This is a genomic window from Streptomyces guryensis, assembly GCF_021261325.1.
Lineage (GTDB): Bacteria > Actinomycetota > Actinomycetes > Streptomycetales > Streptomycetaceae > Streptomyces > Streptomyces guryensis.
Genome location: NZ_JAJSBI010000018.1, coordinates 74,242 through 98,672 on the forward strand (window position 1 = coordinate 74,242; position 24,431 = coordinate 98,672).

Annotated in this window: 22 protein-coding genes, 1 tRNA gene and 3 pseudogenes; 15 read left to right on the forward strand and 11 right to left on the reverse strand. The window is 70.4% G+C overall.

Translation table 11 applies throughout. From position 1 onward, the window contains the following. Positions 1 to 12 precede the first annotated feature (12 nt). Together LJ657_RS30540 and LJ657_RS30545 are read left to right on the forward strand one after the other, a co-directional pair. A complete protein-coding gene (locus LJ657_RS30540; RefSeq protein WP_232652073.1) occupies positions 13 to 1,053 on the forward strand; it encodes a substrate-binding domain-containing protein in 1,041 nt (346 codons plus the stop codon). 40 nt (positions 1,054 to 1,093) lie between these two features. Then, on the forward strand, positions 1,094 to 2,107 hold the full coding sequence (locus tag LJ657_RS30545; RefSeq protein WP_232652074.1) for an ABC transporter permease: 1,014 nt from the start codon (positions 1,094 to 1,096) through the stop codon (positions 2,105 to 2,107). Between the two features lie 23 nt (positions 2,108 to 2,130). Here the strand turns inward: LJ657_RS30545 and LJ657_RS48715 are convergent, their stop codons facing one another. Continuing rightward, positions 2,131 to 3,138, reverse strand: coding sequence for a M56 family metallopeptidase (locus LJ657_RS48715; protein ID WP_232652075.1), 1,008 nt, complete (start codon positions 3,136 to 3,138; stop codon positions 2,131 to 2,133). A 4-nt stretch (positions 3,139 to 3,142) separates the two neighbouring features. After that, positions 3,143 to 3,556, reverse strand: coding sequence for a BlaI/MecI/CopY family transcriptional regulator (locus LJ657_RS30555; protein WP_232652076.1), 414 nt, complete (start codon positions 3,554 to 3,556; stop codon positions 3,143 to 3,145). 186 nt (positions 3,557 to 3,742) lie between these two features. Here LJ657_RS30555 and LJ657_RS30560 point away from each other — a divergent pair, with 186 nt between their 5' ends. Further along, positions 3,743 to 5,248 carry a glycosyltransferase gene (locus LJ657_RS30560; protein ID WP_232652077.1) on the forward strand — a complete coding sequence of 502 codons (1,506 nt, stop codon included), beginning with the start codon at positions 3,743 to 3,745 and terminating at the stop codon, positions 5,246 to 5,248. Beyond that, positions 5,245 to 5,997 carry a polysaccharide deacetylase family protein gene (locus LJ657_RS30565; RefSeq protein WP_232652078.1) on the forward strand — a complete coding sequence of 251 codons (753 nt, stop codon included), beginning with the start codon at positions 5,245 to 5,247 and terminating at the stop codon, positions 5,995 to 5,997. The genes LJ657_RS30560 and LJ657_RS30565 overlap by 4 nt, the downstream gene beginning before the upstream one ends. 46 nt (positions 5,998 to 6,043) lie before the next feature. Here LJ657_RS30565 and LJ657_RS30570 read toward each other — a convergent pair whose 3' ends face one another. Next, positions 6,044 to 6,628: a TetR/AcrR family transcriptional regulator gene (locus LJ657_RS30570; RefSeq protein ID WP_232652179.1), complete on the reverse strand. Its 585-nt coding sequence runs from the start codon at positions 6,626 to 6,628 to the stop codon at positions 6,044 to 6,046. 225 nt (positions 6,629 to 6,853) lie between these two features. On the opposite strand from LJ657_RS30570, the gene LJ657_RS30575 reads away from it, so the two are divergent. Both LJ657_RS30575 and LJ657_RS30580 read left to right on the forward strand, forming a co-directional pair. Further along, positions 6,854 to 8,302, forward strand: a complete 1,449-nt coding sequence (locus LJ657_RS30575; protein ID WP_232652079.1) for an MFS transporter — start codon at positions 6,854 to 6,856, stop codon at positions 8,300 to 8,302. Between the two features lie 111 nt (positions 8,303 to 8,413). Next, positions 8,414 to 8,487, forward strand: a tRNA-Pro gene (locus tag LJ657_RS30580). 112 nt (positions 8,488 to 8,599) lie between these two features. On the opposite strand, the gene LJ657_RS30585 is transcribed toward LJ657_RS30580, so the two are convergent. Then, positions 8,600 to 9,838: a PP2C family protein-serine/threonine phosphatase gene (locus LJ657_RS30585; RefSeq protein ID WP_232652080.1), complete on the reverse strand. Its 1,239-nt coding sequence runs from the start codon at positions 9,836 to 9,838 to the stop codon at positions 8,600 to 8,602. A gap of 521 nt (positions 9,839 to 10,359) precedes the next feature. On the opposite strand from LJ657_RS30585, the pseudogene LJ657_RS49100 reads away from it, so the two are divergent. Then, positions 10,360 to 10,482 (forward strand): annotated as a pseudogene (locus LJ657_RS49100) (transposase); the annotation flags it as partial. A 62-nt stretch (positions 10,483 to 10,544) separates the two neighbouring features. Here the strand turns inward: LJ657_RS49100 and LJ657_RS30590 are convergent. Both LJ657_RS30590 and LJ657_RS30595 read right to left on the reverse strand, forming a co-directional pair. Further along, positions 10,545 to 11,459 (reverse strand): annotated as a pseudogene (locus tag LJ657_RS30590) (tyrosine-type recombinase/integrase); the annotation flags it as partial. Positions 11,460 to 11,535: 76 nt separating this feature from the next. After that, the gene (locus LJ657_RS30595; RefSeq protein ID WP_232652082.1) at positions 11,536 to 13,221 is read right to left on the reverse strand and encodes a ribonuclease J; all 1,686 of its coding nucleotides are present in this window, start codon (positions 13,219 to 13,221) and stop codon (positions 11,536 to 11,538) included. A gap of 172 nt (positions 13,222 to 13,393) precedes the next feature. Here LJ657_RS30595 and LJ657_RS30600 point away from each other — a divergent pair, with 172 nt between their 5' ends. The 4 genes from LJ657_RS30600 (at position 13,394) to LJ657_RS30615 (ending at position 14,698) form a co-directional block, all read left to right on the forward strand. Next, a complete protein-coding gene (locus tag LJ657_RS30600; protein ID WP_232652083.1) occupies positions 13,394 to 13,672 on the forward strand; it encodes a hypothetical protein in 279 nt (92 codons plus the stop codon). Between the two features lie 47 nt (positions 13,673 to 13,719). Continuing rightward, positions 13,720 to 13,998 carry an ATP-binding cassette domain-containing protein gene (locus LJ657_RS30605; RefSeq protein WP_232652084.1) on the forward strand — a complete coding sequence of 93 codons (279 nt, stop codon included), beginning with the start codon at positions 13,720 to 13,722 and terminating at the stop codon, positions 13,996 to 13,998. 21 nt (positions 13,999 to 14,019) lie between these two features. Beyond that, a complete protein-coding gene (locus tag LJ657_RS30610; RefSeq protein WP_232652085.1) occupies positions 14,020 to 14,352 on the forward strand; it encodes a hypothetical protein in 333 nt (110 codons plus the stop codon). A 136-nt stretch (positions 14,353 to 14,488) separates the two neighbouring features. Next, entirely contained in the window at positions 14,489 to 14,698 is a 210-nt protein-coding gene (locus LJ657_RS30615; protein ID WP_232652086.1) for a DUF6243 family protein, read from the forward strand. A 591-nt stretch (positions 14,699 to 15,289) separates the two neighbouring features. On the opposite strand, the gene LJ657_RS30620 is transcribed toward LJ657_RS30615, so the two are convergent. Next, positions 15,290 to 17,704 (reverse strand): SpoIIE family protein phosphatase, encoded by a 2,415-nt coding sequence (locus LJ657_RS30620; protein ID WP_232652087.1) that lies wholly within the window; start codon positions 17,702 to 17,704, stop codon positions 15,290 to 15,292. Further along, a complete protein-coding gene (locus LJ657_RS30625) occupies positions 17,587 to 18,504 on the reverse strand; it encodes a hypothetical protein (protein WP_232652088.1) in 918 nt (305 codons plus the stop codon). Before LJ657_RS30625 ends, LJ657_RS30620 begins: the two co-directional genes overlap by 118 nt. A gap of 179 nt (positions 18,505 to 18,683) precedes the next feature. On the opposite strand from LJ657_RS30625, the pseudogene LJ657_RS30630 reads away from it, so the two are divergent. Next, positions 18,684 to 18,836, forward strand: a pseudogene (locus LJ657_RS30630) (IS30 family transposase); the annotation flags it as partial. A gap of 354 nt (positions 18,837 to 19,190) precedes the next feature. Here LJ657_RS30630 and LJ657_RS30635 read toward each other — a convergent pair. Together LJ657_RS30635 and LJ657_RS30640 are read right to left on the reverse strand one after the other, a co-directional pair. Beyond that, a complete protein-coding gene (locus LJ657_RS30635; protein ID WP_232652089.1) occupies positions 19,191 to 19,643 on the reverse strand; it encodes a hypothetical protein in 453 nt (150 codons plus the stop codon). A 122-nt stretch (positions 19,644 to 19,765) separates the two neighbouring features. Beyond that, positions 19,766 to 20,818 (reverse strand): ArsR/SmtB family transcription factor, encoded by a 1,053-nt coding sequence (locus tag LJ657_RS30640; protein WP_232652090.1) that lies wholly within the window; start codon positions 20,816 to 20,818, stop codon positions 19,766 to 19,768. A 445-nt stretch (positions 20,819 to 21,263) separates the two neighbouring features. Here LJ657_RS30640 and LJ657_RS30645 point away from each other — a divergent pair, with 445 nt between their 5' ends. From LJ657_RS30645 to LJ657_RS30655, 3 genes are read left to right on the forward strand one after another with little or no spacing between them, the layout of a single operon-like run. Further along, complete coding sequence (locus LJ657_RS30645) at positions 21,264 to 22,361, forward strand: tryptophan dimethylallyltransferase family protein (RefSeq protein ID WP_232652091.1); 1,098 nt, start codon at positions 21,264 to 21,266, stop codon at positions 22,359 to 22,361. After that, on the forward strand, positions 22,358 to 22,996 hold the full coding sequence (locus LJ657_RS30650) for a hypothetical protein (protein WP_232652092.1): 639 nt from the start codon (positions 22,358 to 22,360) through the stop codon (positions 22,994 to 22,996). The genes LJ657_RS30645 and LJ657_RS30650 overlap by 4 nt, the downstream gene beginning before the upstream one ends. Further along, complete coding sequence (locus LJ657_RS30655) at positions 22,993 to 23,910, forward strand: hypothetical protein (RefSeq protein WP_232652093.1); 918 nt, start codon at positions 22,993 to 22,995, stop codon at positions 23,908 to 23,910. The genes LJ657_RS30650 and LJ657_RS30655 overlap by 4 nt, the downstream gene beginning before the upstream one ends. Before the next feature lie 29 nt (positions 23,911 to 23,939). Here the strand turns inward: LJ657_RS30655 and LJ657_RS30660 are convergent, their stop codons facing one another. Then, positions 23,940 to 24,314 (reverse strand): hypothetical protein, encoded by a 375-nt coding sequence (locus tag LJ657_RS30660; RefSeq protein ID WP_232652094.1) that lies wholly within the window; start codon positions 24,312 to 24,314, stop codon positions 23,940 to 23,942. Between the last annotated feature and the right edge of the window lie 117 nt (positions 24,315 to 24,431).

A 24,431-nucleotide genomic window follows, 5' to 3' on the forward strand; every position in this document is an offset into this window, starting at 1 on the left:
AGGGTGTCACCGATGGCACACCACTACACCGTCCGCGGGTGCCGTCGGCCACCGCCTTCCGCACAGGGGGCGACGCTCCTCCTGGTGGGAGCATTGCTGCTCGGCGCCGCCGCCTGCGGCGGGAGCCACGACTCCACGGATGGCGGCGGGACGCGGCAGGTCACGATCGGTCTGGTGACCAAGACCGAGACCAATCCGTTCTTCGTGGCCCTGCGTGAGGCCGCCCAGAAAGCGGCGAAGAAGAACGGCGCCGGGCTCATCGCCCTGTCCGGCAAGTTCGACGGCGACAACGAGGGCCAGGTCAACGCCATGGAGAGCCTCATCGCCCGCCATGTGCGCGGAATCCTGATCACACCGTCGAACACGACGGGGATCCTGGGCGCGATAGCGGAGGCCCGCAGGCAGGGCATCCTGGTGATCGCGCTGGACACCGCGACGGCCCCGGAGAACGCGGCGGCGGCCACGTACGCCACCGACAACCTCAAGGCCGGACGCCTCCAGGGTGCCTATGTCAGGGCTGTGCTCGGCCGTCGGGCCCCGAAGCTGTTCATGCTCGACGGCACGGAGGGTTCCACGGTCAGCCAACAGCGCCACGACGGCTTCCTCAGCGGCTTCGGGATCAAGGACGACTCACCGGCGATCCGCGGGCGGGCGATCACCAACGGCGACCGCAATCGCGGACAGGCCGCGATGGAGAACCTGCTGCAGCGCACGAGCGACGTGAACTCGGTCTACACCATCAACGAACCGGTGGCCGACGGCGCCTACACGGCCCTCGCGGCACGCGGACTCAGCCGGCAGGTGACCGTCGGCTCCATCGACGGCGGATGCGAGGGCGTGCGCGACGTCAGAGCCGGCAAGTACGCGGCCACCGTCATGCAGTTCCCGGTCAGGATGGCCGACCTGGGCGTGGCCGCCGTCACCGACTTCGCCAGGCACGGCAGGAAGCCCTCCGGCTTCACGGACACAGGCACACAGCTCATCACCGACAAGCCGGTGCCGGGGCTGGCGTCCCGGAACACGGACTGGGGGCTCCAGCACTGCTGGGGGTGACCTCCGGGCGCCGAGCGGGCGAAGGGATCAGCAACGGATCATGAGATCTCCCGTCACCACCCGTCCTGCCGCTGACGGCGAGCCGGGCACCGCACTGCGGGACGCGCTGCGCTACGCCCTGCGCACCCCCACCGTCGGACCCCTCGCGGCCCTCGCCATCGCCGTACTGGTCTTCTCGCTCACGACGGACACGTTCCTGACGCCGGAGAACCTCGCCCTGGTGCTGCAGCAGTCCATCGTGACCGGCACGCTGGCACTGGGCCAGACCCTGATCATCCTCACCGCGGGCATCGACCTGGCGAACGGGGCCATCGCGGTTCTCGGCACGCTCGTCATGGCCAAGCTCGTCTTCGACGGGCACAGCCCCGCGGCGGCGCTGCTGCTCGGCCTGGTCACGGCGACCACGCTCGGGCTGGTCAACGGGCTGCTCGTGGCGCGTCTGGGCCTCCCTCCGTTCATCGTGACGCTGGGTGCGCTGACCGTCATCTACGCCGTGGGCAGGCTCTACTCCGACTCCCGCAGCTATCCGGTCACCAGCGAGCTGCTCGTGTTCTGGGGCAATGGCGTCCACCTCGGCAGGGTCCTCGTCACCTGGGGGACGTTCCTGCTCGTGGGCCTGTACGCGTACTTCTGGTACGGACTCGCCAAGACGGCCTGGGGCCGGCACATCTACGCCGTGGGCAACGCGCCCGAGTCCGCCCGCCTGACCGGCATCAACGTGCAGCGCACGGTCCTGTCGGTGTACGTCACCGCCGGTCTCCTCTACGGCATCGCCGCCTGGCAGGCGCTCGGCCGTATCCCCAACGCGGACCCCAACGCCTACCAGACGGCGAATCTGGAGAGCATCACGGCCGTCGTCATCGGCGGGACCAGCCTCTTCGGCGGCCGGGGAAGCGTCGCCGGAACGCTCATCGGAACGCTGATCGTCACCGTGCTCCGCTCAGGCCTCACCCAGGCGGGCATCGACACCCTCTATCAGGATGTCGCCACCGGGACCCTCGTCGTGGTGACGGTCGCGGTCGACAGGGTCCTGCGCAGGGGCGTCGCACGCTGACACCGACCCCGCCGGACGAGCAATCAGTGCCGGCGTTCACCGCGCGGGCAGCACCGCTCATGCCCGTGCCCAGGCTGCCGCACCGGCTCGCCGGGCACCCCCGCCGCCTTCAGCTCCGTCGCGCACGCCGCCCGCTGCGCGCTCTCGATCATGTCCTCGCTGTCGGACGCGGCGTTGGCCAGGCTCGTGCAGCACACGGCCAGCAGCAACGCACCCCCGACGAACGGCAGCGCCCGCCGCGGCGGAGGCGGCGCGAGCAGCGCGCGTACCCGCTGCGGTACGGCGCCCCCGGACGCGGCCAGCATGCCCGCGCGGGGCGGGTGCGCCGCCGAGGCAAGGGCCGCGCGGCCGACCGAACGGGCGACGATCCGCCGGTCGCCGACCTGTGCGGCGGCCTCCTCGTCGGCCCAGCGCTCCAGGATGTAACCGCCCGTGTCGGCCAGCGGGCGCAGCAGTGGACTGACGGCCGCGGTGAGCCGCCAGAGCGTCTGGAAGAGGTGGTGTCTGCCGCGCAGGTGCGCCCGCTCGTGGGCCAGCAGCGCCTCGCGTTCGCTGTCGCCGAGGCAGCGCAGCATGCCCCGGGAGACCACGATCCGCCCGGGCGTGCCGGGCAGGGCGAAGGCGGCCGGTGACGGGTCGTCCAGGACGGCCAGTTCGGTGTCGCCCGACAGCCGCCGGCACTCCCGGCGGGCCCAGCTCAGATGCCGCGCCTGGCGTACGGCGGCCACCCCGAGCCCGACGCAGGAAGCGGCCAGGGCGAGGGCCGCGGCAGTCGCCACGGTGAGGTACACCGGATCGTCGGCGCTCAGTGCCGACACCGACCAGCGGCCCTCCGCGGCGACCTCGGGGATCCGGGCGAACCCGGCGAACGCCAGCAGGGCCAGCGACCCCAGCCAGCCCAGCGCCGTCACCAGCGCGGCGCAGGCCAGTGCCCAGGCGGCAGGCCGCGGGGCCAGCCGCCGGGCCGGGCCGGGAACGAGCACCGCGAGGACGACGGTGACCACGAGGGGGATGTAGACGCTGATCCGCACCGGCTCACGGCTCCTTGCCGACGGGGGCGGAGTCCTGCCCGGGGTCCTGGTCGGACAGCAGCCGGTGCAGCAACTGCTCGTCCTCCTGGGACAGTTCGGAGACGAAGCGGCTGAGTACCGCCTCGCGGTCGGAACCGTGCTCGAGGAGTGCGTGCATCTGCTCGGCGGTGTGGGAGGCCTCGTCGCGGGCGGGTGCGTAGGCGTAGCCGCGGCCTGCCCGGTGCCGGACGAGCATGCCCTTGTCGTACAGGCGCGACAGGATCGTCAGCACGGTGGTGTAGGCGAGATCGCCGGGCAGCCGGTCCCGGACCTGCCGTGCGGTCAGCGGTTCCTCGGCTCCCCACAGGGTGGCGAGCACGCCGCTCTCCAGCTCACCGCGCGCCCGCCTCCCGGATGCCTCGCCCTCCCGGTCGTGCACTGTTCACCTCACCGTCTTTCGTCGCTCGGTGGCACAGCCTATCCGTCGGTCCACTACGACATGTAGGACATGGGTCGGGCCTCCCAGGACCTGCTTCCCAGGGGCACCTACTACAACTTGTACGAGATTACCTACTACATGTTGTAGAGTTTCGCCGCCTCACTCCACCTGCGGAGGACCAAGCCCATGCCCCACCTCGGAAGTACGGTGCATCTGCGTGCCCTCGCGGCCGCCGCCCTGAGCACGCGGTCCGCGGCGGCGCCCCGCCGCACGGCACCGGCCGAACGCGTCGTGATCGTCTCCGCGAGCATCGGGGCGGGCCATGACGGCGCCGCGCACGAGCTGCACCGCCGGCTCCGGGCCGCCGGTGTCACCGTCGACCGCTACGACCTGCTCGATCTGCTGCCCGCCCGGATCGGCCGGGCCGTCCGCGACGGCTACCACCGCATGCTCGTCCGGGCGCCCTGGGTCTACCAGCGCGTCTACAACAGCACCGAGCGCGCCGGTGGCGGCGGCCCGCTGGCCCGCGCCCTGCTGCGCACCGCCGAGGACCGGATGCTGCGCGCCCTGCCCGCGGACACGGGCGCCGTCGTCTCCACCTATCCCGGGGCCAGCCGGGTGCTGGGCAGGCTGCGGTTGGCCGGCCGCCTCGACGTGCCGGTGTTCACCTACCTCACCGACTTCTCGGTGCATCCGCTGTGGGTGGCCGACGGCGTGGACGTCCACCTCGCCGCCCACGCCGTGCCCGCCGCGCAGGCCCGTGCCCTCGGCGCGGGCGACGTCCGGGTGGGCGGGCCGGTCGTCGACCCGCGCTTCCGGCCCGCCCGAGCGGCCGAACGCGGCGCCGCCCGGGCGCGGTTCGGACTGCCCGCCACCGCCCCGCTCGCCCTGCTGGTCGCGGGGTCCTGGGGGGTCGGCCCGGTCCGGCAGGTGGCCCTGGAACTGCGGGACTGCGGAGCGGTCGTACCGGTCGTGGTCTGCGGCCGCAACGAGGCGCTGGCCCGGGAGCTGCGGGAGGACGGCATCGAGCACGCCTACGGCTGGGTCGACGACATGCCCGGCCTGATGCACGCCGCCGACGTCCTCGTCCAGAACGCCGGCGGACTGACCTCGCTGGAGGCTTTCGCCGCCGGCCTGCCCGTCGCCAGCTACCGCTGCATACCGGGCCACGGACCGGCCAACGCGGCCGCGCTCGACGAGGCGGGCGTCGCCGCCTGGATCCAGGACGCGGCCGAACTCAAGGACGTCCTCTGCGACTTGATCGACGGCCCCCGCGGCCTGCTGCAACGCGAGGCGGGGCTCGCCCTGTTCGCCGCCGCCGGACGGGGACCCGCGGACGCGATAGCCCGCGCCTGCGGCGCCCGCGCCCCGCTCCCCGACCCGCTCGCCGTGGCGCCGTCCGCCGCACCCGGGGGCGGTGCCGGTCCGTCCGTGGCGCCTTCCGCCGTACGCGGGACCGGAGCCCATCCGGACACGGCACCCTCCGCCGTACTCGGGACCCGGACCCGCCCGGCCCTACGACGGCTCGCCGCCACCGCGGCCGCAGCCTCCACCGTCTGGGTGTGCGCGGTCGGCACCGCGGTCGCCACGACGGACACCGGCAAGGGCGTCATGCACGCCATCGGCCGCAGCCTCGACCTGGACGACCGGCCGCACTCCGGCACCCGTCACCCGGAGGGCCACCGCTCGTGAGTGCCGCACGACTGCTCCGTACGACCGCCCGGGTCGCCCTTCCCGTACTCGCCGCCGCGCACGCGGCCCCGGTGCTGTCCACCTTCGGTCCACTCCGCAACCGCGCCATGCCCCGCCTCGCCGGCCGGGGCCGCGCCGACCACGTCGCGCTGACCTTCGATGACGGGCCCGATCCGCTGTCGACCCCGTTCTTCCTGCGGGCCCTGGAGGACCGGAAGGTCACCGCCACCTTCTTCCTCCTCGGCTGCCAGGCGCGCCGCTCGCCCGGCCTGGTCCGCGAGATCGCCGCCGCCGGGCACGAGATCGGCATCCACGGCTGGCTCCACCGCCCCCTGCTGCTGCGCGGCCCGCGCGCCACGTACGACGACTTCGCCCGCGCCCGCGACACGGTGGGCACCCTCACCGGCCGTACCCCGGCACTGTTCCGGCCGCCCTACGGCGTGATGTCCACCGCCGCGCACCTCGCGGCCCGCCGCCTGAGCCTCACCCCGGTGCTGTGGACGGCCTGGGGCGAGGACTGGAGGGCCCGGGCCACCCCGGAGTCCGTCCACCGCACGGTCACCCGCGACCTGGACGGCGGCGGCACCGTCCTGCTGCACGACTCCGACTGCACCTCCGCTCCGGGCGCCTGGCGCTCGGCCCTCGGCGCGCTGCCCCGGATCCTCGACACCTGCGAGGAGCGGGGCCTGGCGGTGGGGCCGCTGCGCGAGCACGGGCGGTACGGCGGGGGAGTGGCGCCGGTGCTCTGACGACCGGACGTGGCACCGGCGATCCCGTACACGGGCGCCGCCGGTGTCAGCGGACGGTGGTGCGCACCCCGTCCAGCGCGATCGCCAGCACGCGGTCCCGCTGGGCGTCGTCGTCGAAGGCCGTGGCCGTGATGCCGGCCACCATCCGCAGCAGGTCGACGAAGTCCATGTCCTTGCGGGCCTCTCCCGCCTCCTGGGCCCGCTCGAACAACGGGCCGCCGGCCGCGTACATCGACTCCCGGCAGGCCTGGAAGATCTCGGACTCGTCGTTGAGGGCCTCGCGGACGGCCCGCTTGGTCACCATGTATCCCGTGAACCGGCGCAGCCAGGCCGTCAGCGCCTCCCAGGGCTCCAGTGCGGCGACCTCCTGCGCAACCCCGACCAGTTCGTTGACGTCGCTCGCGTAGACGCTCTCGAACAGATCGCGGCGGGTCGGGAAATTGCGGTAGAGCGTGCCGATACCCACGCCCGCGCGACGCGCGATGTCCTCCAGGGACGCCTCGGCGCCATGTTCCGCGAACGCCTCGCGGGCCGCGTCCAGCAGGGCGTCGTAATTGCGTGCGGCGTCCTTACGGTGCGGCCGCCGGGACGCCACGATCTCGCCGACGGGGAACGTCACGGGTGCCTCCAGAGCTGGATCGATACGGAGGGATCCCTCCGGTACTTGAACCGGAGGTGTGCCTCCGCTAGAGTGGAGGTACTCCTCCACTTTACCAGTGGAGGGTACGTCCACCACCTTTCCGCGACCGCTCACCGTGGCCGTCGGCGTGCCCGAGTCCGCCCACCGGCGCTCCGGGTCCGCACGACCGTGGCCCGAGAACCCCGGCCGCAACCCGCTCGTTCGGAGAGGCCCCTCATGCCCCGCAAGTCCACCCGTCTCACCTTCGCGGTCCTCGCGACCGGCGCCGGTGTGTTCGCCATGCTGCAGTCGCTGATCGCGCCGGCCCTGCCGACCGTCCAGCACGCGCTGCACACCTCCCAGTCCACCGCGACCTGGGTGATGACGGCCTATCTGCTGTCCGCCTCCGTCTTCACCCCGATCCTCGGCCGCGTCGGCGACCTGGTCGGCAAGAAGCGCACCCTGGTCGCCGTCCTGTTCGTCGTACTGCTCGGCTGTCTGCTCGCCGCACTCGCACCGAACATCGGCGTACTGATCGTCGCGAGGGTCGTGCAGGGCGTAGGCGGCGCGCTCTTCCCGCTCTCCTTCGGCATCATCCGCGACGAGTTCACCCCGTCCCAGGTCAGCGGCAGCATCAGCAACCTGTCCGCGGTGATCGCCGCGGGCGGCGGCGTCGGTATCGTCGCGGCCGGACCCATCGTGTCCGCGCTCGACTACCGCTGGCTGTTCTGGATCCCGGTCGCCGTCGTCGCGATCACCGTGCTCATCGCCCTGCGCTACGTGCCCGAGTCGCCCAACCGGGCTGAGGGCAAGGTCAGTTGGCTGGGCGCGGGCCTGCTCTCGGCCTGGCTGGTGGCCCTGCTGCTGCCGCTGAGCCAGGCGGGCAAGTGGGGCTGGGGCTCGGCGAAGGTGATCGGCCTGTTCGCCGCGGCCGTCGCCCTGTTCGCCCTGTGGCTGCTGTCCGAGGCCCGCTCCCGCACCCCGCTGATCGACCTGCGCGTCATGCGACTTCCCGCTGTATGGACCACCAACACCGCGGCCCTTCTCTTCGGTGCGGGCATGTACGCGCTGTGGTCCTTCCTGCCGGCCTTCGTCCAGACACCCGCCGCTGCGGGGTACGGCTTCGGCGCGAGCGTCACGGCCGCCGGGCTCCTGATGCTGCCGATGCTGGTGGCGATGTTCCTCTCGGGGCTCCTGAGTGGCCGTCTGGCACCCGTGGTCGGCGCGAAGGCGCTGCTGACCACCGGTGCCGCACTCGGCGCCCTCGCCCTGGGCATTCTCGCCCTGTGGCACTCCGCGCAGTGGCAAGTCGCCCTGGTCTCGGGCGTGTTCGGCCTCGGCATCGGACTGGCCTTCGCCTCCATGGCCAACCTGATCGTCGGCAGCGTCCCGGCCTCCCAGACCGGCGCCGCGACCGGCATGAACGCCAACATCCGCACCATCGGCGGCTCCGTCGGCGCCGCCGTCACCAGCGTCCTGGTCACCGGCCACCTCCAGCCCTCGGGCCTGCCGTACGCCTCCGGCTACACCCACGGCTTCGCCCTGCTGGCGGTGCTGTGCCTGGCCGCCGCACTGGCGGCCCTGCTGGTACCGACGGCCCGCACGGCCCGCCTCACCGACCCGGCCCGCACCGCCGGCCGTACACCCACCGAGCCGGAAGCGGTCGCGTCCGGCACCCGCAGCTGATGCCGGAGGCCGGCCCGGACAGCCGGGTCGGCCCCGGCCACGGCGAGAACACCGGTGTGGGTACGGTAAGGTTGACCTGCGCGATCACGCGGTTCACCGCGGGAGGCGCACCGGGACGTGGCGCAGCTTGGTAGCGCACTTGACTGGGGGTCAAGGGGTCGCAGGTTCAAATCCTGTCGTCCCGACTGGAGTTCTCTCCGTAGTCGCAGGTCAGGGCCTTGGATCACATCATGTGAGACGAGGCCCTTGATCATTTCCGGGCTCTCGTCTCACAATTTCTCGCTGTTTGAAAACGGGTCACAAGCGAACGACGACGAGGGCGATGTCGTCCCGGCTACCGCCGGTCACGCCGAGGTTGGCCAGTAGTCCGTCGGCGAGCTCTTCCACCGCGAGAGTGCCGTGTTGGGCGAGCACGTCGGTCAGCCGGGCAAGGCTGGCGTCGATGTCTTCCCCGCGGCGTTCGACGAGCCCGTCGGTGTAGAGCACGAGCGTGTCCCCCCGGCTATAGGACAGGCCGGCCTGGGGGCGCGGAACATGATCCGGTCGGGCGCCCAGCGGCGGGTCGGTTGCCTGGTCCAGCATCTGCCAACTGCCGTCTGGATGAAGTAGTACCGGTGGTGGATGGCCGGCGTTGCTGTAAATGATCAGTCGGCTGCGGGGGTCGATGAGCACCTTGATCACGGTGGTGGCCAGCGCGCCGTCGACCGACCGGGCGTACAGGCCCAGTACCTCCAGGGCTTGTGCGGGGCTGGGAACGGCACGGATGGCTGCGCTCAGAGCGCTGCGGAGCATACCCATGACGGCAGCGGCCTCAAGGCCGTGGCCGACGACGTCCCCGACGGCGATGGCGTAGCGGTCGGGCGGCAGGTCGACCACGTCGTACCAGTCGCCGCACACGTTGAGCGATCCAAGAGCCGGCAGGTAACGGACAGCGATATCCCGGTCGTGCCTGGCCAGGTCGGGCGAGCGGAGCATGACCTCCTGCAGCGTAATGGCGACTTCACGTTCGCGGGCGTGCGCCTGGCGCAGCTGCTCGTTCAGCTGTTCCAGATCGTGCGACCGGGCGTATACCAGAGCCGCGGTCCCTGTTGCCTGCGTGCTCAGCGGTGGGGTGAGCTGACGGATGGCGGGGGAATGCATGAACTCCGTGACGTCGTCGGCTCGCGAGATGATCCACTTCACCGTGCCGTCCGACTCCAGGACGGGACTGGACGTCCCGCACCACCATCGCTCCTGGAGTTCACCTGGGCGGTCGGCGACAGGAATGTCGAATCGCTTCGGTGCCACCACATCAGGTTCGCGGGAATCGAGCACGCGCTGGAGTGAGGCTGCGAAGTCACGCGCCGCGTCCGGCGCGGCAGGAGTGTCCGGGAACGCCTCCAGGATGGGCTGTCCAACCAGTTCCTCGCGGGTCCTGCCGGTGACCTGGAGATAGGCCTGGTTGGCGTAGCGGATCACCAGGTCGGCGTCCAGCACCAGGTATGGGTTCGGCGCGGCGTCGAACAGCTCCTGAAAGTCGATCTCTGTTGTCGTCACGCGCGTGACCTGCCGATCTTTACGAGCGCGACCGCTTTCACCTCCAACCTACGAGGTGTCCACCAGAAGCGCCCGGCGGACGGCGGCCGGTCCGACGAAACGCGAGCTGCTCACATCCTCACCTCACCCCAGCAGGTCGCTGAGCTTCTCCGAGCCTGCCTTGAGGCTCTGTGGGGGTTATGGGATCGCCCATTGGGTCACCTGCCTACGGTGATCCCCCTGATGTGACGAATGAAGAGATCTTCGAAGCGACGCGATCTGGGCACATCAAGCACACACGTGATGCGCTGATCGCGTCGACAGCGCGGTTTGAGCAGTGCGCAGTGGTCACCAACGAGCATCGGTTGGCCAAACGATCACGAGAGCGTGGCATCGAAGTACTGACGAGTGCGGAGCTGCTGGCTGAGTCCGGCTTCACCCTGCCAGTTCCGAAACCATCTACACCAACGTGGGCTTGATGCGCTTTGACGGACATCTGAGATCAGGGGCTCTGCCCCGGAAGGATGTCCATCATGGAGAGCATGGGGAAGAAGAAGCCTCGGCCTCGTCGTTCGTTCACGCCGGAGTTCAAGGCCGAGATCGTCGAGCTGTGCCGGCGCGGTGACCGCTCGGTGGGTCAGGTCGCCAAGGACTTCGACCTGACCGAGACCGCGGTGCGGCTGTGGGTCAGCCAGGCCGAGACCGACGCGGGCGAGCGCGACGGGCTGACCAGCAGCGAGCGCGAGGAGCTGGCTGCGAGGTGCGCGGAGAGCGCCGCCCCGGCGGTCGTGATCTTGTGTACGTCGGGGTGCAGGTTAGCGCTGGAGTGGTGGTCAGGGAGCGGTGGTCGGCGATCCTGCGCAGGACGTGTACCTGCACGCCCGTGTCGGCGGAGCAGGTCAGTCCGGTGTGGCGGAGGTCGTGGCGGCGCGGGTGCTCGTAGCCGAGTTTGGTGACCACGTCGTCCCAGTGTGTGGCGTCGCGCAGGACGGCGGTGGAGATGCGTCCGCCGCGCGGGCCGGTGAACAGGCGGGCATCGGGATTCGGGCCGGCGGACAGGACACGCTGAGCGACGAGGGGGCGGATCTCCTCGACGATGGGAACCTTGCGGGCCCCGCTTGCCCTTGGTGCCCTTGTCGGTCGGGCCGCCGGGCGCGGGTGTGGTCTGGCGCCGCACGGTCCAGATCCACTGGGTGGTGTCGATGTCCCCGACGCGGCAGCCTGAGACCTCGCCGATGCGTGCGGCGGTGCACGGGGCCAAGACGACCACGTCTGCCCAGCCGCGGTACTGGTCGTGGGAGGCGGCCACGAGCGCGTCGGCCGGCTCGACGGGGGTCTCCCAGTCGGGCAGGGCCAGCGCCCGTGGGTCGTGGAGTTCGTCCTCGGCCTGCTTGTAGAGCTTCTGCGAGCCGGTCACCCGGGCGGGGTTGACCTTGATGATGCCGTCGCGGACTGCCTGCTCCATGACGCGGACCAGGACGGCGGTGGTGTTCTTCACCGTGGAGCGGCTGTGCTCGTCGGCGATCCAGTTCTGCACGGTGCGGACGACGACACCATTGGTGATCATCCGCACCGCGAGGTGGCCCAGGGCGGGGACGCCACGCATCCGCCGCCCCTACAGGCAGGGGTCCAGCGTTTTCAACTACTGACTCCCGTGCCCGACCTCGATGCCCGCGGCGCCGCGACCGGAACCGGGGACCGTGCTGCCGGGCTTTGGCTCAGGCGTCGATGATGACGGGGATGATGAGGGGCTTGCGGCGGTGGGTGCGGAACGCCCAGTTCGCCACGGCGCGGGCGACGAGCTGTTCGAGTTGGCGCGCGTCCCCGACGCCCTCCTCGGCCGCGGTGGCCAGTGTCTTCTCGATGACGGGGATGACCGGCTCGAAGGTGGTGTCGTCGTGGACGAAGCCGCGGGCCAGGAAGTCGGGGGACTCGGCGAGGGCGCCGGTGTCCGCGTCGACGATCGCCACGACCGTGACCACGCCTTCGGCGGCGAGGGTGAGGCGGTCCTTGAGAGACGCTTCGGTGGCGCCGCCGACTTCCATGCCGTCCACGTAGACGTTGCCGGCGGGAACCTTGCCGGTGATGGACGCGCGCCCGTCGACGAGGTCGACCACGACGCCGTCCTCGGCGATGACGACCCGGTCGGGGTCGAGACCGGTACGGATGGCGAGGTCGCCGTTGGCTCGCAGGTGGCGCCATTCGCCGTGCACGGGCATGACGTTGCGGGGCTTGACGATGTTGTAGCAGTAGACGAGTTCGCCGGCGCTGGCGTGTCCGGAGACGTGCACCTTGGCGTTGCCCTTGTGGACCACGTGGGCGCCCCACCGGGTGAGTCCGTTGATCACCCGGTAGATGGCGTTCTCGTTGCCCGGGATGAGGGAGCTGGCGAGCAGGACGGTGTCGCCCTTGCCGATGCGGATCATGTGGTCGCGGTTGGCCATCCGGGACAGTGCGGCCATCGGTTCGCCCTGGGAGCCGGTGCACACCAGGGTGATCTTGTGGTCCGGGAGCTTCTCCAGCTCCTTCGTGCTCACGACCAGACCGGAGGGGACCTTCAGATAGCCCAGGTCACGGGCGATGCCCATGTTGCGGACCATCGACCGGCCGACGAAGGCGACCTTGCGGCCGTGCTGGTGGGCGGCGTCCAGGACCTGCTGGATGCGGTGCACGTGGCTGGCGAAACTGGAGACGATGACCCGGCGCGGCGCGGTGCGCATCACCTGCTCGATCGCCGGGTTCAGCTCACGCTCGGAGGTGGTGAAGCCGGGTACTTCGGCGTTGGTGGAGTCGGTGAGGAACAGGTCCACGCCCTCCTCTCCGAGGCGGGCGAAGGCGCGCAGATCGGTGATGCGGTCGTCGAGAGGGAACTGGTCCATCTTGAAGTCGCCGGTGTGCAGCACCATCCCGGCCCGGGTGCGGATCGCGACCGCGAGGCTGTCGGGGATGGAGTGGTTGACCGCCACGAACTCGCAGTCGAAGGGCCCGAAGCCACGCCGGTCCCCCTCTCGCACCCGCACCGTGCGCGGCCGGATGCCGTGTTCCTTGAGCTTGGCCTCCAGGAACGCCAGCGTCAGTTTGGAGCCGACGACGGGAATGTCCGACCGCTCGCGCAGCAGGTACGGCACTCCGCCGATGTGGTCCTCGTGGCCGTGGGTGAGTACTACGGCCACGATGTCGTCCAGCCGGTCCCGGATCGAGGTGAAGTCCGGCAGGATCACGTCCACGCCGGGCTGGGTCTCCTCGGGGAACAGCACGCCGCAGTCGACGATGAGCAGCTTGCCGGCGTGCTCGAAGACGGTCATGTTGCGGCCGATCTCCCCCAGGCCGCCCAGGGCGATGACCCGCAGCCCTCCTTCGGGAAGGGGTGGGGCGGCTTTCAGGTCGGGGTGCGGATGACTCATACCCTGACGGTACCCGGAGAGCGGGACAGGATGATCCATTGTCTGTGCGATCTCCCGCACTGCCGACCCAACAGTTTGCACCCTGCCGGACAGGTGCAACCACTGCGCGCGATCACTGCCGAGTGCCCCTCGACCCGCAGCCAAAGCGGAACGATCATGTCATGGTCACGTCATGATCACTTTTCCTTACGGTACCTACATCTCGCTCACCGGCTGCGGCTACGGCGGCCTGGGCGCCCCGGTCAGCAACACTCAGCTGCAGCTGACCCGTGAGACCCCCTGGTACGAGCCCGACGAGGACCGGGGCCGTTACACCTTCTACTGCAGCAGCTCCGACTCCCACGCCTTCGGTGACCAGCCGAGCGGTTCGTACCACTTCACCGTGACGAAGATCCAGGGAAGCACTTCGGGCTACTACCTGAAGGTGAACTCGGTCTACGTCCGATACTGAGCAGCGTCGTGAAGCACCGTCATCATCCGTAAGAAGGCTGTGAGCCTGTGTCCGTCGAGTTCGTCACCTGCACCTATCAGTACCGGCGGGGTCCCGTCGTCCTTGACAGACTCAGCTTCGCCTTCCCCCGAGGCCGGACGGTGCTCCTGGGGCCCAACGGTGCGGGCAAGACCACGCTTCTGGGCCTTGCCGCCTCTGCTCTGAAGCCCCGTTCCGGCACTGTCTCCTTCGCGGAGCTCAACCCCGGTGTGCGTTCCCAACTGCGCAGCTATCGGCGTCAGGTCGGATGGATGCCCCAGCACATCACGCCTGTCGAGCGGGAGTAACCGGCAATCGCGGAGAGGGTGTTGAACCGCCTGGCCGAGCAGGTCCAGGCCGACGCCGAGGCCGTCGCTCCAGCAGCAGCGCAAGTCGCCGGGCGGGCGGTCCTGCCCATCCCGCACCGCCACGGCGCCGCCGACGAGGCCGCGCTGCCCGGCGACTACCGCAGGATCCTGGCGATCGTGCGGGAGGCCGACGGCCCGGTGCAGGTCAGGGCGGTCTGCGAGCGGCTGGGCCTGAACACCTCGGTGCGCGGCAAGCTGGAGCCGCTGCGCGCGAAGATGACCAAGCTCGCCGAAGGCCCGGCCGACGCCGGGACGGCGAAAAACTTGGTGCGCGGGGCCGACGGAACCGGGTAACGTCATGGTCATGTTCTTCCAGACGCCGATTTACGAGTGAGAGCGTGACGGGCCCCTGCTGACGTCCTTCGGCGTCGCCGCGCCCGTCCCCCACCGATGAATCCGTAGATCACTTCACACCATTCCGGGAGAACCCGTGAGCAAGAACATCAACAACCCCGTGGGCATGGGCGGCGGCCAGCGCAAGAAGCTGTCCCGCGCCGAACGGCAGAACAACGGTCCGCACCGCAACCGCGACCGCCAGGGCGCCGCCGACCAGAAGGCGGAGCTGGTGCGCAAGATGCGCGAGAAGGCAGGCGCAGCCGACGGAGCCGGGCAGACGGGCGACGACACCGCACAGAGCTGACGCACCGCCGCCGCAGGGCGGCACCGCACGGGGCAGGGCCCGGACCGCGACGCGCGGTCCGGGCCCTGCTGCCGTACCGGGCGCGGCCGGTCCCGCTCAGCCCTCGGCCGCGCACCCGCGTCTCAGCCGACCACCCGGGGCAGCCGCAGATTCAGTAGCCCCGTCACCGCCACGCGCTGGTGGTGACGATGGTGCAGGTCGGGTTGTTCCCCGAGCCGTCGGACAGCTACAGCCAGGGCCCCCCTCGCAGGGGCTGTGACTGATGTGGACCCCTGCCGGCTCGTTCCGGCGGGGGTCCCTGCGTTCGGGGATGGGCCCGGTTGTGGCTGCCGATGCCTGCCCGCCACTTCGCCCACCACGTGTCCACCGCCTTGAGCGAGACCTGGAACACCGCCGCAACATCATCGCGAGTCCGGCCCGCGACCAACGCGGCCACCGCCCGCAGCTGAAGCGCCTCCTGCGCCGACGGCGACAACTGCCGTGCATCCGCCACCGGTTCACCCACCCACGGATCAACGATCCAGAACACCTGCCGTCTCGGATCAATAACAAGGCCTACGCGTAGTAGCGGTCGGTTGTACGGCCCTTCCGTCAGCCTGAGGGTCGCCTGTTCGATGGTTCGGCGGTGGCGGCGAGCAGGGCGGTGTCGTCGTCGACCCGGTCGGGGGCGTTCAGCAGCTCCAGGGCCCGTTCGGTGATCTGCTGGGGGTCGGTTCGGGCGGCGACGGGGAGCGCGCCGCAGGTCTGGCGCAGGGCCGACAGGCGGTCGTCCAGGGACAACGCCCGGTTTTCCACCAGGCCGTCGGTGTACAGAAGCAGGCTGGTGCCGGGCGGGAACGCCACCTCGCGGTCGACTGGGGTGCTGCCCAGTCCCAGCGGCAGCGCCGGGGGCAGCTCCAGATAGGCGGTGTCGGCGGCTACCAGCAGGGGCGGCAGGTGCCCGCTGGCGGCGTAGCGCAGGCGGTGGCGGTGTGGGTTGTAGACCGCGTACAGGCAGGTGGCGAAGCGTTCGGTGGCGAGCGACTGCAGGTAGGCGTCCAGCCTGGCAAGCACCTGGGCCGGGCCGGCGCCCTCCATCGCGAGGCTGTGCAGGGCGGAGCGGAGTTGGCCCATCACGGTGGCGGCTTCCACGTCGTGGCCCATGACGTCGCCGATGGCGAGCCCCACGGCGCCGTCGGGCAGTGCGAGCACGTCGTACCAGTCGCCGCCGACCTCGGCGCCGCGGTTGCTGGCCCGGTAGTGGGCGGCCAGGCGCACCCCGGGCACCTGGGGCAGGCGGTGGGGCAGCAGGGCGCGCTGCAGGGTCAGGGCCAGGCGGCGCTCGTTGTGGTACCGGGTGGCGTTGTCGTAGGCCAGGGCCAGGCGGTGGGCGAGGTTCTCCAGATACTTGTGTTCGACCGCGGAGTAGTCGGTGTGCCGGACCAGTACCAGGGCCCCCAGTGTCTGGTCGTGGGCGTGCAGCGGCAGCGCCAGCACGGCGGCGGGCGGCGGGTGCGGGCCGGCTGGGGCTGGGACAGTGCCGTTGATCGCGTGGGTGGCGGCGGTGGCCAGGGCCTCGCGAGCAAGAAGAGGGGTGCCCGCGATGTATGCCGGGGGCGACTCGGCCGGGGCGGGTGCCGCGGAGGTGAGGTGGATGCTGATCTGGTCGGCGAAGTCGGGCAGCAGGACCTGTCCGGCAGTCTGCAGTATCTGGTCCGGGTCGAGGGTGGCGGACAGCCGCAGGCCCGCGTCGGCCAGGGTGGACAACACGGCCAGCTGGTTGCGGGTCTCGGTCAGGACCTGTTCACGCAGCTGGGACAGTTCCAACCCGGTGCGGACGCGCGCCAGCAGCTGGCGCGCGGAGAAGGGTTTGACCAGGTAGTCGTCGGCGCCGGCCTGCCGGCCCTGCACGGATTCCTCCTCGCCGGCGCGGGCGGTGAGCAACACGATGTGCAGGCGGGCGGTGCGAGGGTCGGCGCGCAGCGCCCGGACCAGCTCGAACCCGTCCATACGGGGCATCATCACGTCGCTGAGCACCAGCTCCACCGTCTGCGCCAGGGCCATCTCCAGGGCGGCCCGGCCGTCGGCGGCAAGCAGCACGTCGTAGTCGGGCTGCAGGAGATGGGTGAGATAGGCGCGCATGTCGGCGTTGTCGTCGACGACCAGCAGGCGGGCCCGGTGGGGGCGGTCGGTTTCATGCGGGACGCGGCCGTGGGGGGCCACGGGGGCTTGCGGGGTGCGCGCCGCGGGCGCGGCCGCGGCGGGGACGGGGTCGGACGCCAGCCAGCCCAGCGCCTCGTCCACATACGCCGTGGCGCGGCCGGGCCGACCGCCTCCGCCTTCCCTGGGGGATCCGGCGCCGGCCGCGGGCGGGTCCGTGCGGGCCCGGTGGGCGGCGGCGAAGGGGAGGTCCACGGTGACGGTGGTGCCCTGACCGAGCCGGCTGTCCACGCCGACGGTGCCGCCGTGCGCTTCCACCAGGTCTTTCACCAGCACCAGGCCGAGGCCGCTGCCCTCGTGGGAGCGGGAGCGGGCGCCGCGGACCCGGTGGAAGCGCTCGAACAGGCGCGGCAGCTCGTCTTCGGGAATGCCGGTGCCGGTGTCGGTCACGGTCAGCCGGGCCCGGTCGCCGACCGCGGCCACCTGCACCCGGGCGCCGCCGGTGAAGGTGAACTTCAGAGCGTTACTGAGCAGGTTGAGAATGATCTTCTCCCACATCTCCCGGTCCAGGGACACCGGCTTGGGCAGCGGCGGGCAGTCCACCTCCAGCGTCAGCCCGGCCGCCTCGAAGGCGGAGCGGAACACTCCGGCCAGCTCGGCCGTGGCACCGGCGAGGTCGACCGGCCCGAAGGCCGGGCGCATCTGCCCGGCCTCGGCCCTGGCGACGTCCAGGAGAGTGTTGACCTGTTTCAGCAGGCGCAGGGCGCCGCGCTCGGCCAGCTCCAGCTGTTCGCGCCGCTCGGGCCGGACCTCGTCGGCCAGGGCCTGCTGGAGCGGGCCAAGGAGCAGGGTGAGCGGGGTGCGCAACTCGTGGCTGACGTTGGCGAAGAAGGTGGTCTTGGCCCGGTCCAGCTCGGCCAGTGCCTCCGCCCGCCGCCGATCTTTGACCCGTCGGCCGCACTCAGCGGGACGGCCTCGGGCGCCGGCCCGAGCCCGGCGGAGGCCGCCGGCCGCAGCAGCCCCGGCTCGGCGGTCAGGTACAGGCCCAGAAACGGGATCTCCTCGGGATAGGAGCCCAGCACCTCCGCGACGACGCGGGCGACCTCGCCCGGGGTGGGCAGCCCGGCGGTGCGGGCGCCGGTTTCGCTCAGCAGGCGCAGCCGGCGCTCGCCCAGTACCCGGCCGGTGGTCTCGGTGAGGATCTGCAGCACGCCGCCGGCGGTGCCGTCGTCCAGCAGCACGGGCTGGAAGGAGGAGTCGAAGTAGCACTGCTCCAAAAAGCCGTGGCGCTCCATGATGAGCGGCTCATCCGGGATCAGCAGGGGCTTGCGGGTGTCGGTCACATAGTGGAAGTGGGAACTCACGGGGGCCCAGACCTCGGGGAACACCTCCTTGTAGGGTTTGCCGAGCGCCCAGGGGTGTTTGGCGCCGGGAATGGGTGCGGCGCCCAGGTTGTACAGCGTGACGAATTCGGCGCCCCAGTACAGGGCCATCCCGTGCTCAGAGGTGAGCATGAGGCGCAGGGTGTCCACCAGGGGCCCCGGCCAGGACTCGGGGGGGCCGAGCGGTGTCGCCGCCCAGTCGATCCCGGCCAGGAGTTCGCCGAACGCGTCGGCCTCGGCGAACATCCGGGCCGCCGCGGTGCGCGGGTCATCGGGCCGGGTCATCGAGAATCGTCCTCCTGGCGCCTGTCTCACTCCGCGCGCGCCCTCCCAAGGCTGCCGACGGCCACTTGCTGCGGACCTTGCGGGCAGATCGGACGCCGGATCCGACGGTTCTGGCTACGCTCCTGCCAGAATTAAGAGGTTAAAATAACTAAAACCACGATTTCCTTCGCAGTGTACGCCTGGAGCGCACGACACGGTTCATGCTGCTGCACCTGCCCCGGATGGACGGCTACGGCGTCGAGCCGCGGGTGAAGTACGGCCCGGCACTGGTCGGCCGCGGCGCCGAGGCCGTCAAAGACGCGATCGCCGACACGATCACCACGCTGCCCGAACCCGGTCGCCCGGGTGGTGCAGTCAGTGTTGGTCGATGCCGCCTCGCCTTACCGGTGCCTGATGGCAGAGCAGAGCCAGGTCGGTGGGGACCAGTTGGGGACCACACGGTATGCGCGATGGCGCACGACGGAGCCTCCTGCGGACAACTGGCGCCCAAATTAAGGCTGCTGTGTCCTGATAGTGCCCCTGCCCCTCACTCCCGGGGGTCAAGGGGTCGCAGGTTCAAATCCTGGCGTCCCCACTGGAGACAGTCGTCGCGGGTCAGGGCCGGTTGCGGAGCATCCCAAACCGGCCCTTGATCATTCGCGGCTCCGTGATCGACGATCCGACGGATCGGTATGGCCTAGCACGGTTCAGTCGGCGTACACCCTGCCCTGCTTCACGACGTAGTGCACCGGCTCGGAGCAGCCGATGGACGGGGTGACCGTCAGGCTGACGGCGAGGGGCGCGGGCTCCGTGCTCGCGGTCGAGAACTCGCAGACGGCGTGGCTGCCTGTCAGCGGGTACCAGAACCATCCGTCGACATTGCCCACCGTGACCCGGTCGGACTGCTTCCAGGCGCCGCTGTCGTGCTTGTAGACCTTCAACTGCACCGAGGCGGCGTACTCGTCTGTCGGCGACCGCAGCGCGGTGAGCGTGATCTTGTAGTCGCTGCCGAGGACGGACGAGGCGATCTGCTGTGACTGCGGTGCCGCGGTCTCGGCGGTGGACGTGGCGGCTCCGGCGGTCCCGAGGACGGCCGCCAGCAGAAGGGTGACGCCCGCGGTTGCGGCGCGACGCGTGCGGTGACTGCGGACCAGGTTCATGATTCCCCCCGTTGAGTGGACACGTGACGTCGGACAGCGGCACCGGTCGCGCCCCGCCACGTCCCGCCGATGATGTTCGCGTGTGCGCCGAGTGGAAGAGAAGCATTTCGAATGTGCTCGAATCACGGGCATTTTGTGGAGGGTTGCATCGGCGGAGGACACGACGGCTCTGCGGGAGCGTGCAGCAACTCTCCCTCGCCTCCATCCAGGAGCCGGTAGCCCATGAGCGTCACGGTGTGCCGCACGTACTGCCCGTCGCGCCGGCTTGCCACCAGCCCCCCGTCCCGGAGGACGGCGAGTTGGTAACTGGCGCTGGGCAGGGCGATGCCGACAGCCGTCGCCACTTCGGAGGTGGTCCGGGGGCCACTGCGGGCCACGTCGGCGAGGACCGAGGCCCTGGTGCGTCCCAGTAGACGGTCGAGTCCGTTGTCGTTGAGGGCGATCGAGTGGAGCGGCCGTGCGGTGACCGGGTAGACCAGGACGGGGCCGAGGGCGGGATCGGCAAGGGCGGTGGGCCGGCGCCAGCAGAAGTAGGAGGGGACGAGAAGGAGCCCGCGACCCTCCAGGTGGAGGTCGCGGTGGGTGGGATATTCCACTTCCAGGACGGGCGCCGCCCAGCGGGCCAGCGGACGCAGGCTCTCCAAAAGGGCCAGGACTCCGCCGTCGAGGAGGATGCGTGAACGTAGGTCGACCTCGTCACGGACGGCTCTGCGGGCGTGGGCCCAGCGCGGTCCGAGCAATGTCCCGGCGGAGATTTCCAGGGCAGTCACCAGAGATCGCATGCCGCGGTCTCCCGGTCGGCCGAGCGTCGTGGTCCACCCGGGGAGGGGCCGGGCGGCAGCGAGCCTGCCCAGCTCGTGCCGCAGTCGGCCTGGGGGAGTGGCCCGTATTTCCTCCAGGGCCGCGGGCAGGCCCCCTTCCAGGACGGATGGGGTGAGGAAGTCGGGGATGTACCCGAAGGGCGGGACGAGCGTCTGCAGCGTGTGCAGGGCACGGCCGGCCACCGGGTCCGTGGCGAGCTGGTCACGGACGGAGCGACGCCATGCCCCGAACTCGAGCGGGCCCTGGTGTGTGGCCAACCGGCAGGCGGCGCAGACGAGTTCCCACAACGGATGGGGGCGGCGTGAGATTCGTATGTTCTGTAAGTCGTGGGCGGTGAAGTGGATACGGAGCATGCGGCCTCTTTCGCGGACAGTGGGGGGTTGGCCGAGAGGGAAGAGCGGTGACCGTCGTCATGGGTGACGACTGACAAGTACCGATGGTTGGTTGCGGCGTCGGGGCCGACCCCGAGCCGGCGCGTGTTTCCGAACCTTCGCATCGCGAGCACCGGCGTAGGCCTGCGGGACCTTGTCCCGCCGCGCCCTTGGCCATCATTTCGATGCTCTTCGAAAAGGTGGACCGTGCGCTTGAGCGCCTGGAGGGTGGTGCTTGCCTCAGACGATATCGACAGGGTTTGTGAAGGTGATCACGCGGGCCTCTCGTGAAATTCCTCCTGCGTGTGAGCAGCGGTCGATCGCCGGTACGGGACGGCACGCTTCGAGAACGGACAGGTGAGTGGAGAGCATTTTCTCGGGCGAGGGGCGTTCCATCGGCGGATTCCTTCGTGAACGTTGGACCGAAATGTGCGACGGGCTCGGCCTGCCGCAGTCGATGGGTGGTCCCGTGGCGGGCCAGGTCCGGGAGCTTCTCCGGCCATGGGCCGATGTGCCCGTCGGGCAGGTGTGCCGGTTCCCCTCGTACGTCGCCGGCGACGGCTTTCCCGCCGAGATGTCGGTGAAGTGGTCCCGGGGAAGACCGGAGTTGCGCATCTTGTTCGAGGCGCTGGGCGCCTCCGAGCCCATCACCGCAGCTGCCAACCGGATCGCCGCGGCGGCGCTGACGAACCGGTTGGCCGGGGAGCCACTGGTCGACCTGGACCGCTACGGGAAAGTGGCCGGTGTGTTCGAGCCGGGCTTCGGCCAGGGGGCAGAGGTCGTGCCCGTGTGGCACTCCCTGGCCTGGCGGCCGGGGCACCCTCCGACCTTCAAGATCTATTTCGGGCTGTACGCCGTGGACCTGAAGGAACGCTACGCCCTGGTGAGCGAAGCGATGGGACGCCTTGCGATGGGCACCGCGTGGGCCGACACCTGCGCACGGGTAACCCGAGGGGCACAGACGGACGGAGCCGAGCGCGAACTGGAGTTCTTCGCCCTTGACCTGGACACCAGCCCTCGGGCCCGGGCCAAGGTCTACTTCCGTAACCACACCGGCAGTGTGGCGGTCCTGGAACAGATGGCTTCGCTCGCCCGGGCCCATGAGCCGGACAGGGCCCGCTCGGCTTTCCGGACACTGCTCGGTACGGCTCCCGAAGCCGCCGGAAAGGCTCCGCTGACCTGCTTGGCCTTCCGGCCGGACGCCACCTGCGCCGACGAGTCGACCACCTACTTCCGGGTGTCGAGTTTCACCGCGTCGGATGAGGAGGCCGCGGCCAGGATCGGCGCCCTGATGGCACACGAAGGCCTTGACCCACAACGCCACCACTCCCTCCTCCACGCCGTGGCGCCACGGCCCCTGAACCGGATCCGGGGCCTCCAGGAGCTGGTCAGCTACCGCTCGCTCGGCCGCGACGGTGACGTCTGCGTCTATTTCAGGTTTCCGCTCTACCCTCCGCAGGCCACCCGGCCCGGCCCGCCGGCACAGCCATCCCGAAGCATCCTCCAGGAGGACGGATCCACATGACCACCATGCCCGCGCCCCTACGGGAAGTCGCCGACAGGAACGAACAGCACGTCCGCGAGTACCGCGCCAGCGCCCTGATCGCCCTGCTGGAGGACCCCGGGACGCCGACGGCCACCAAGGACGCCGTACTGGCACACGTGGCACCGTGGTCGGACGCGTTCCAGCGGATGATCAGCGTCCGGGCCGCGTTCGAGACCGACCCCCGGCTCAAGGAACTCGCCCTCCAGCACCGGCAGGAGGAGATCGGCCACAACGAGATCCTCGCGAACAGCCGTCGCACCGGCCGGACCGCCGATTGGGACCCCGTCGTCGAAGCCGGAGCCGCCTGGTTCGTCGACCAGTTCCGCACCCTGCCCGGACTGCACCGTGTTGTCCTCGCCCACCTCGTGCTGGAGGCCGGCAGCCTCACCTTCAGCAACGCCGGCTCCCTGGCTTTCCCCGGCAACGCCTACTTCGCGCTGCACGACGAAGCGGACGAGGAGCACATCGAGATGGGCTACCGGCTGCTCTCCGAGCGCCAGCAGTGGCAGCTCGGCGATGTCACGGAACTCCTCGACCGCGCCTGGCGGATCATCACCATGGTCTCCGACCGGATCGCCGAGCTGGCACGCCGCGACACCGCCGCGCCGGCATGAGCAGGTTCTCGCAGGAGACCCTTGATGCAGGCTCCGCGACGAGGATCGCCGAGGGCTGTGCGAGGCTGTTCAGGGAGACCTTCGCCGACCGCCTCATCTCGGCCTACGCTCTGGGAAGCCTCGCGCACGGGGGGTTCGCACCCGCTGTCAGCGACATCGACCTCGGACTGGTCCTGACGGACCGCCGTCACGACGACGACCGGACCGTCCACCGTGCAACTCGCGGCCTCCAGGAGAAGGACGGCTTCCACCAACGTCTGTCGGTGTTCTGGAGCTCCTTGCCGGCGCTGCGCACGGACCGGGACGACGGCAGATTCCCGGCCGTCGACCGGCTCGACCTCAAGAACAGCGGCCTGCTGCTCCTGGGTGAGGACGTACGTCAGTACGTCGAACGACCTGGCGCCCGCTCGCTGCTGACCGACAGCATCCGCTTCGCGCTGGAGGTCCTCGCGACGGAACCCGTCCTGGCCGAGTTCCACAACCCTGCGCGCCTGGCGAGTGACATCAGACGGTTCACCAAGGCGGTCCTGCTTCCCCTCAGGTTCCTCTACACCGCCGACAACGCGGATCCCGGCTCCACCGACGACGCCATCCACCACCACCTCGCCCGCACCCCGTCGGTAGCCGCGGAACTTGTCCGTGCCGCGACGCGCGCACGCCACGGCCGGCCGGACTCGGCAGAGCACCGCACCGAACTCCTCCACGCCGGCATCGTTCCGCTGTATGTCCACTACATCGACAGCTGCCTCCCCCGACTGACTCCGGCAGACAGCGATCTGTCACAAGGCCTTGCCCACTGGCGGACCCGGCTCCTGGACCGGAACAACCCGGACCCGGCACACCGACCTCCACGGGCCGACATGCCGGATCAGATCATCGGACACGCGGCAGGCACCGGACCAGCTCCCTCGTGAACCCGGCGCACTCCGCACTCGACCACCTGCTACGGCCGGTTCAGGACGACGGAGTTGACCGGTGTCAGGTTGAAGACGCCGTTCTCGTTGAGCCCGATGGTGACCACGCAGTTCACGCCGTTGTAGTCGTTGCACAGCTGGGCGGTGGCGTTGGCGCTGCCGTACTGGTTGTTGAGCACGTAGTGGTAGCCGAACTGGTTGCTCAGATTGTGGGCGCCGTAGCTGTAGAAGATGTTCGTCGGCGTGCTCGTGCGGATGTCCGCGCCCTCGGGGTAAATGCACACCGCCCCGCCGGGACAGCCGTAAACGGTCCTGTCGCTCGCGTGTGCCGAGCCGGTGCCGACCGCGAAAACGGCGGCCGTGGCCATGGCGAGCGCGGCGGCGCCCCGTGTGATCCTGCGCATGGTGGTGTCCCTCTGTCCGCGGGTGACGGGGCATGACCTGCTGCCGTCGCACCAACCCTGCGACGGTTACGCCGCCGCGTCCATGAATTCGATCCTGCTCGAACTGCTGGCGCACCA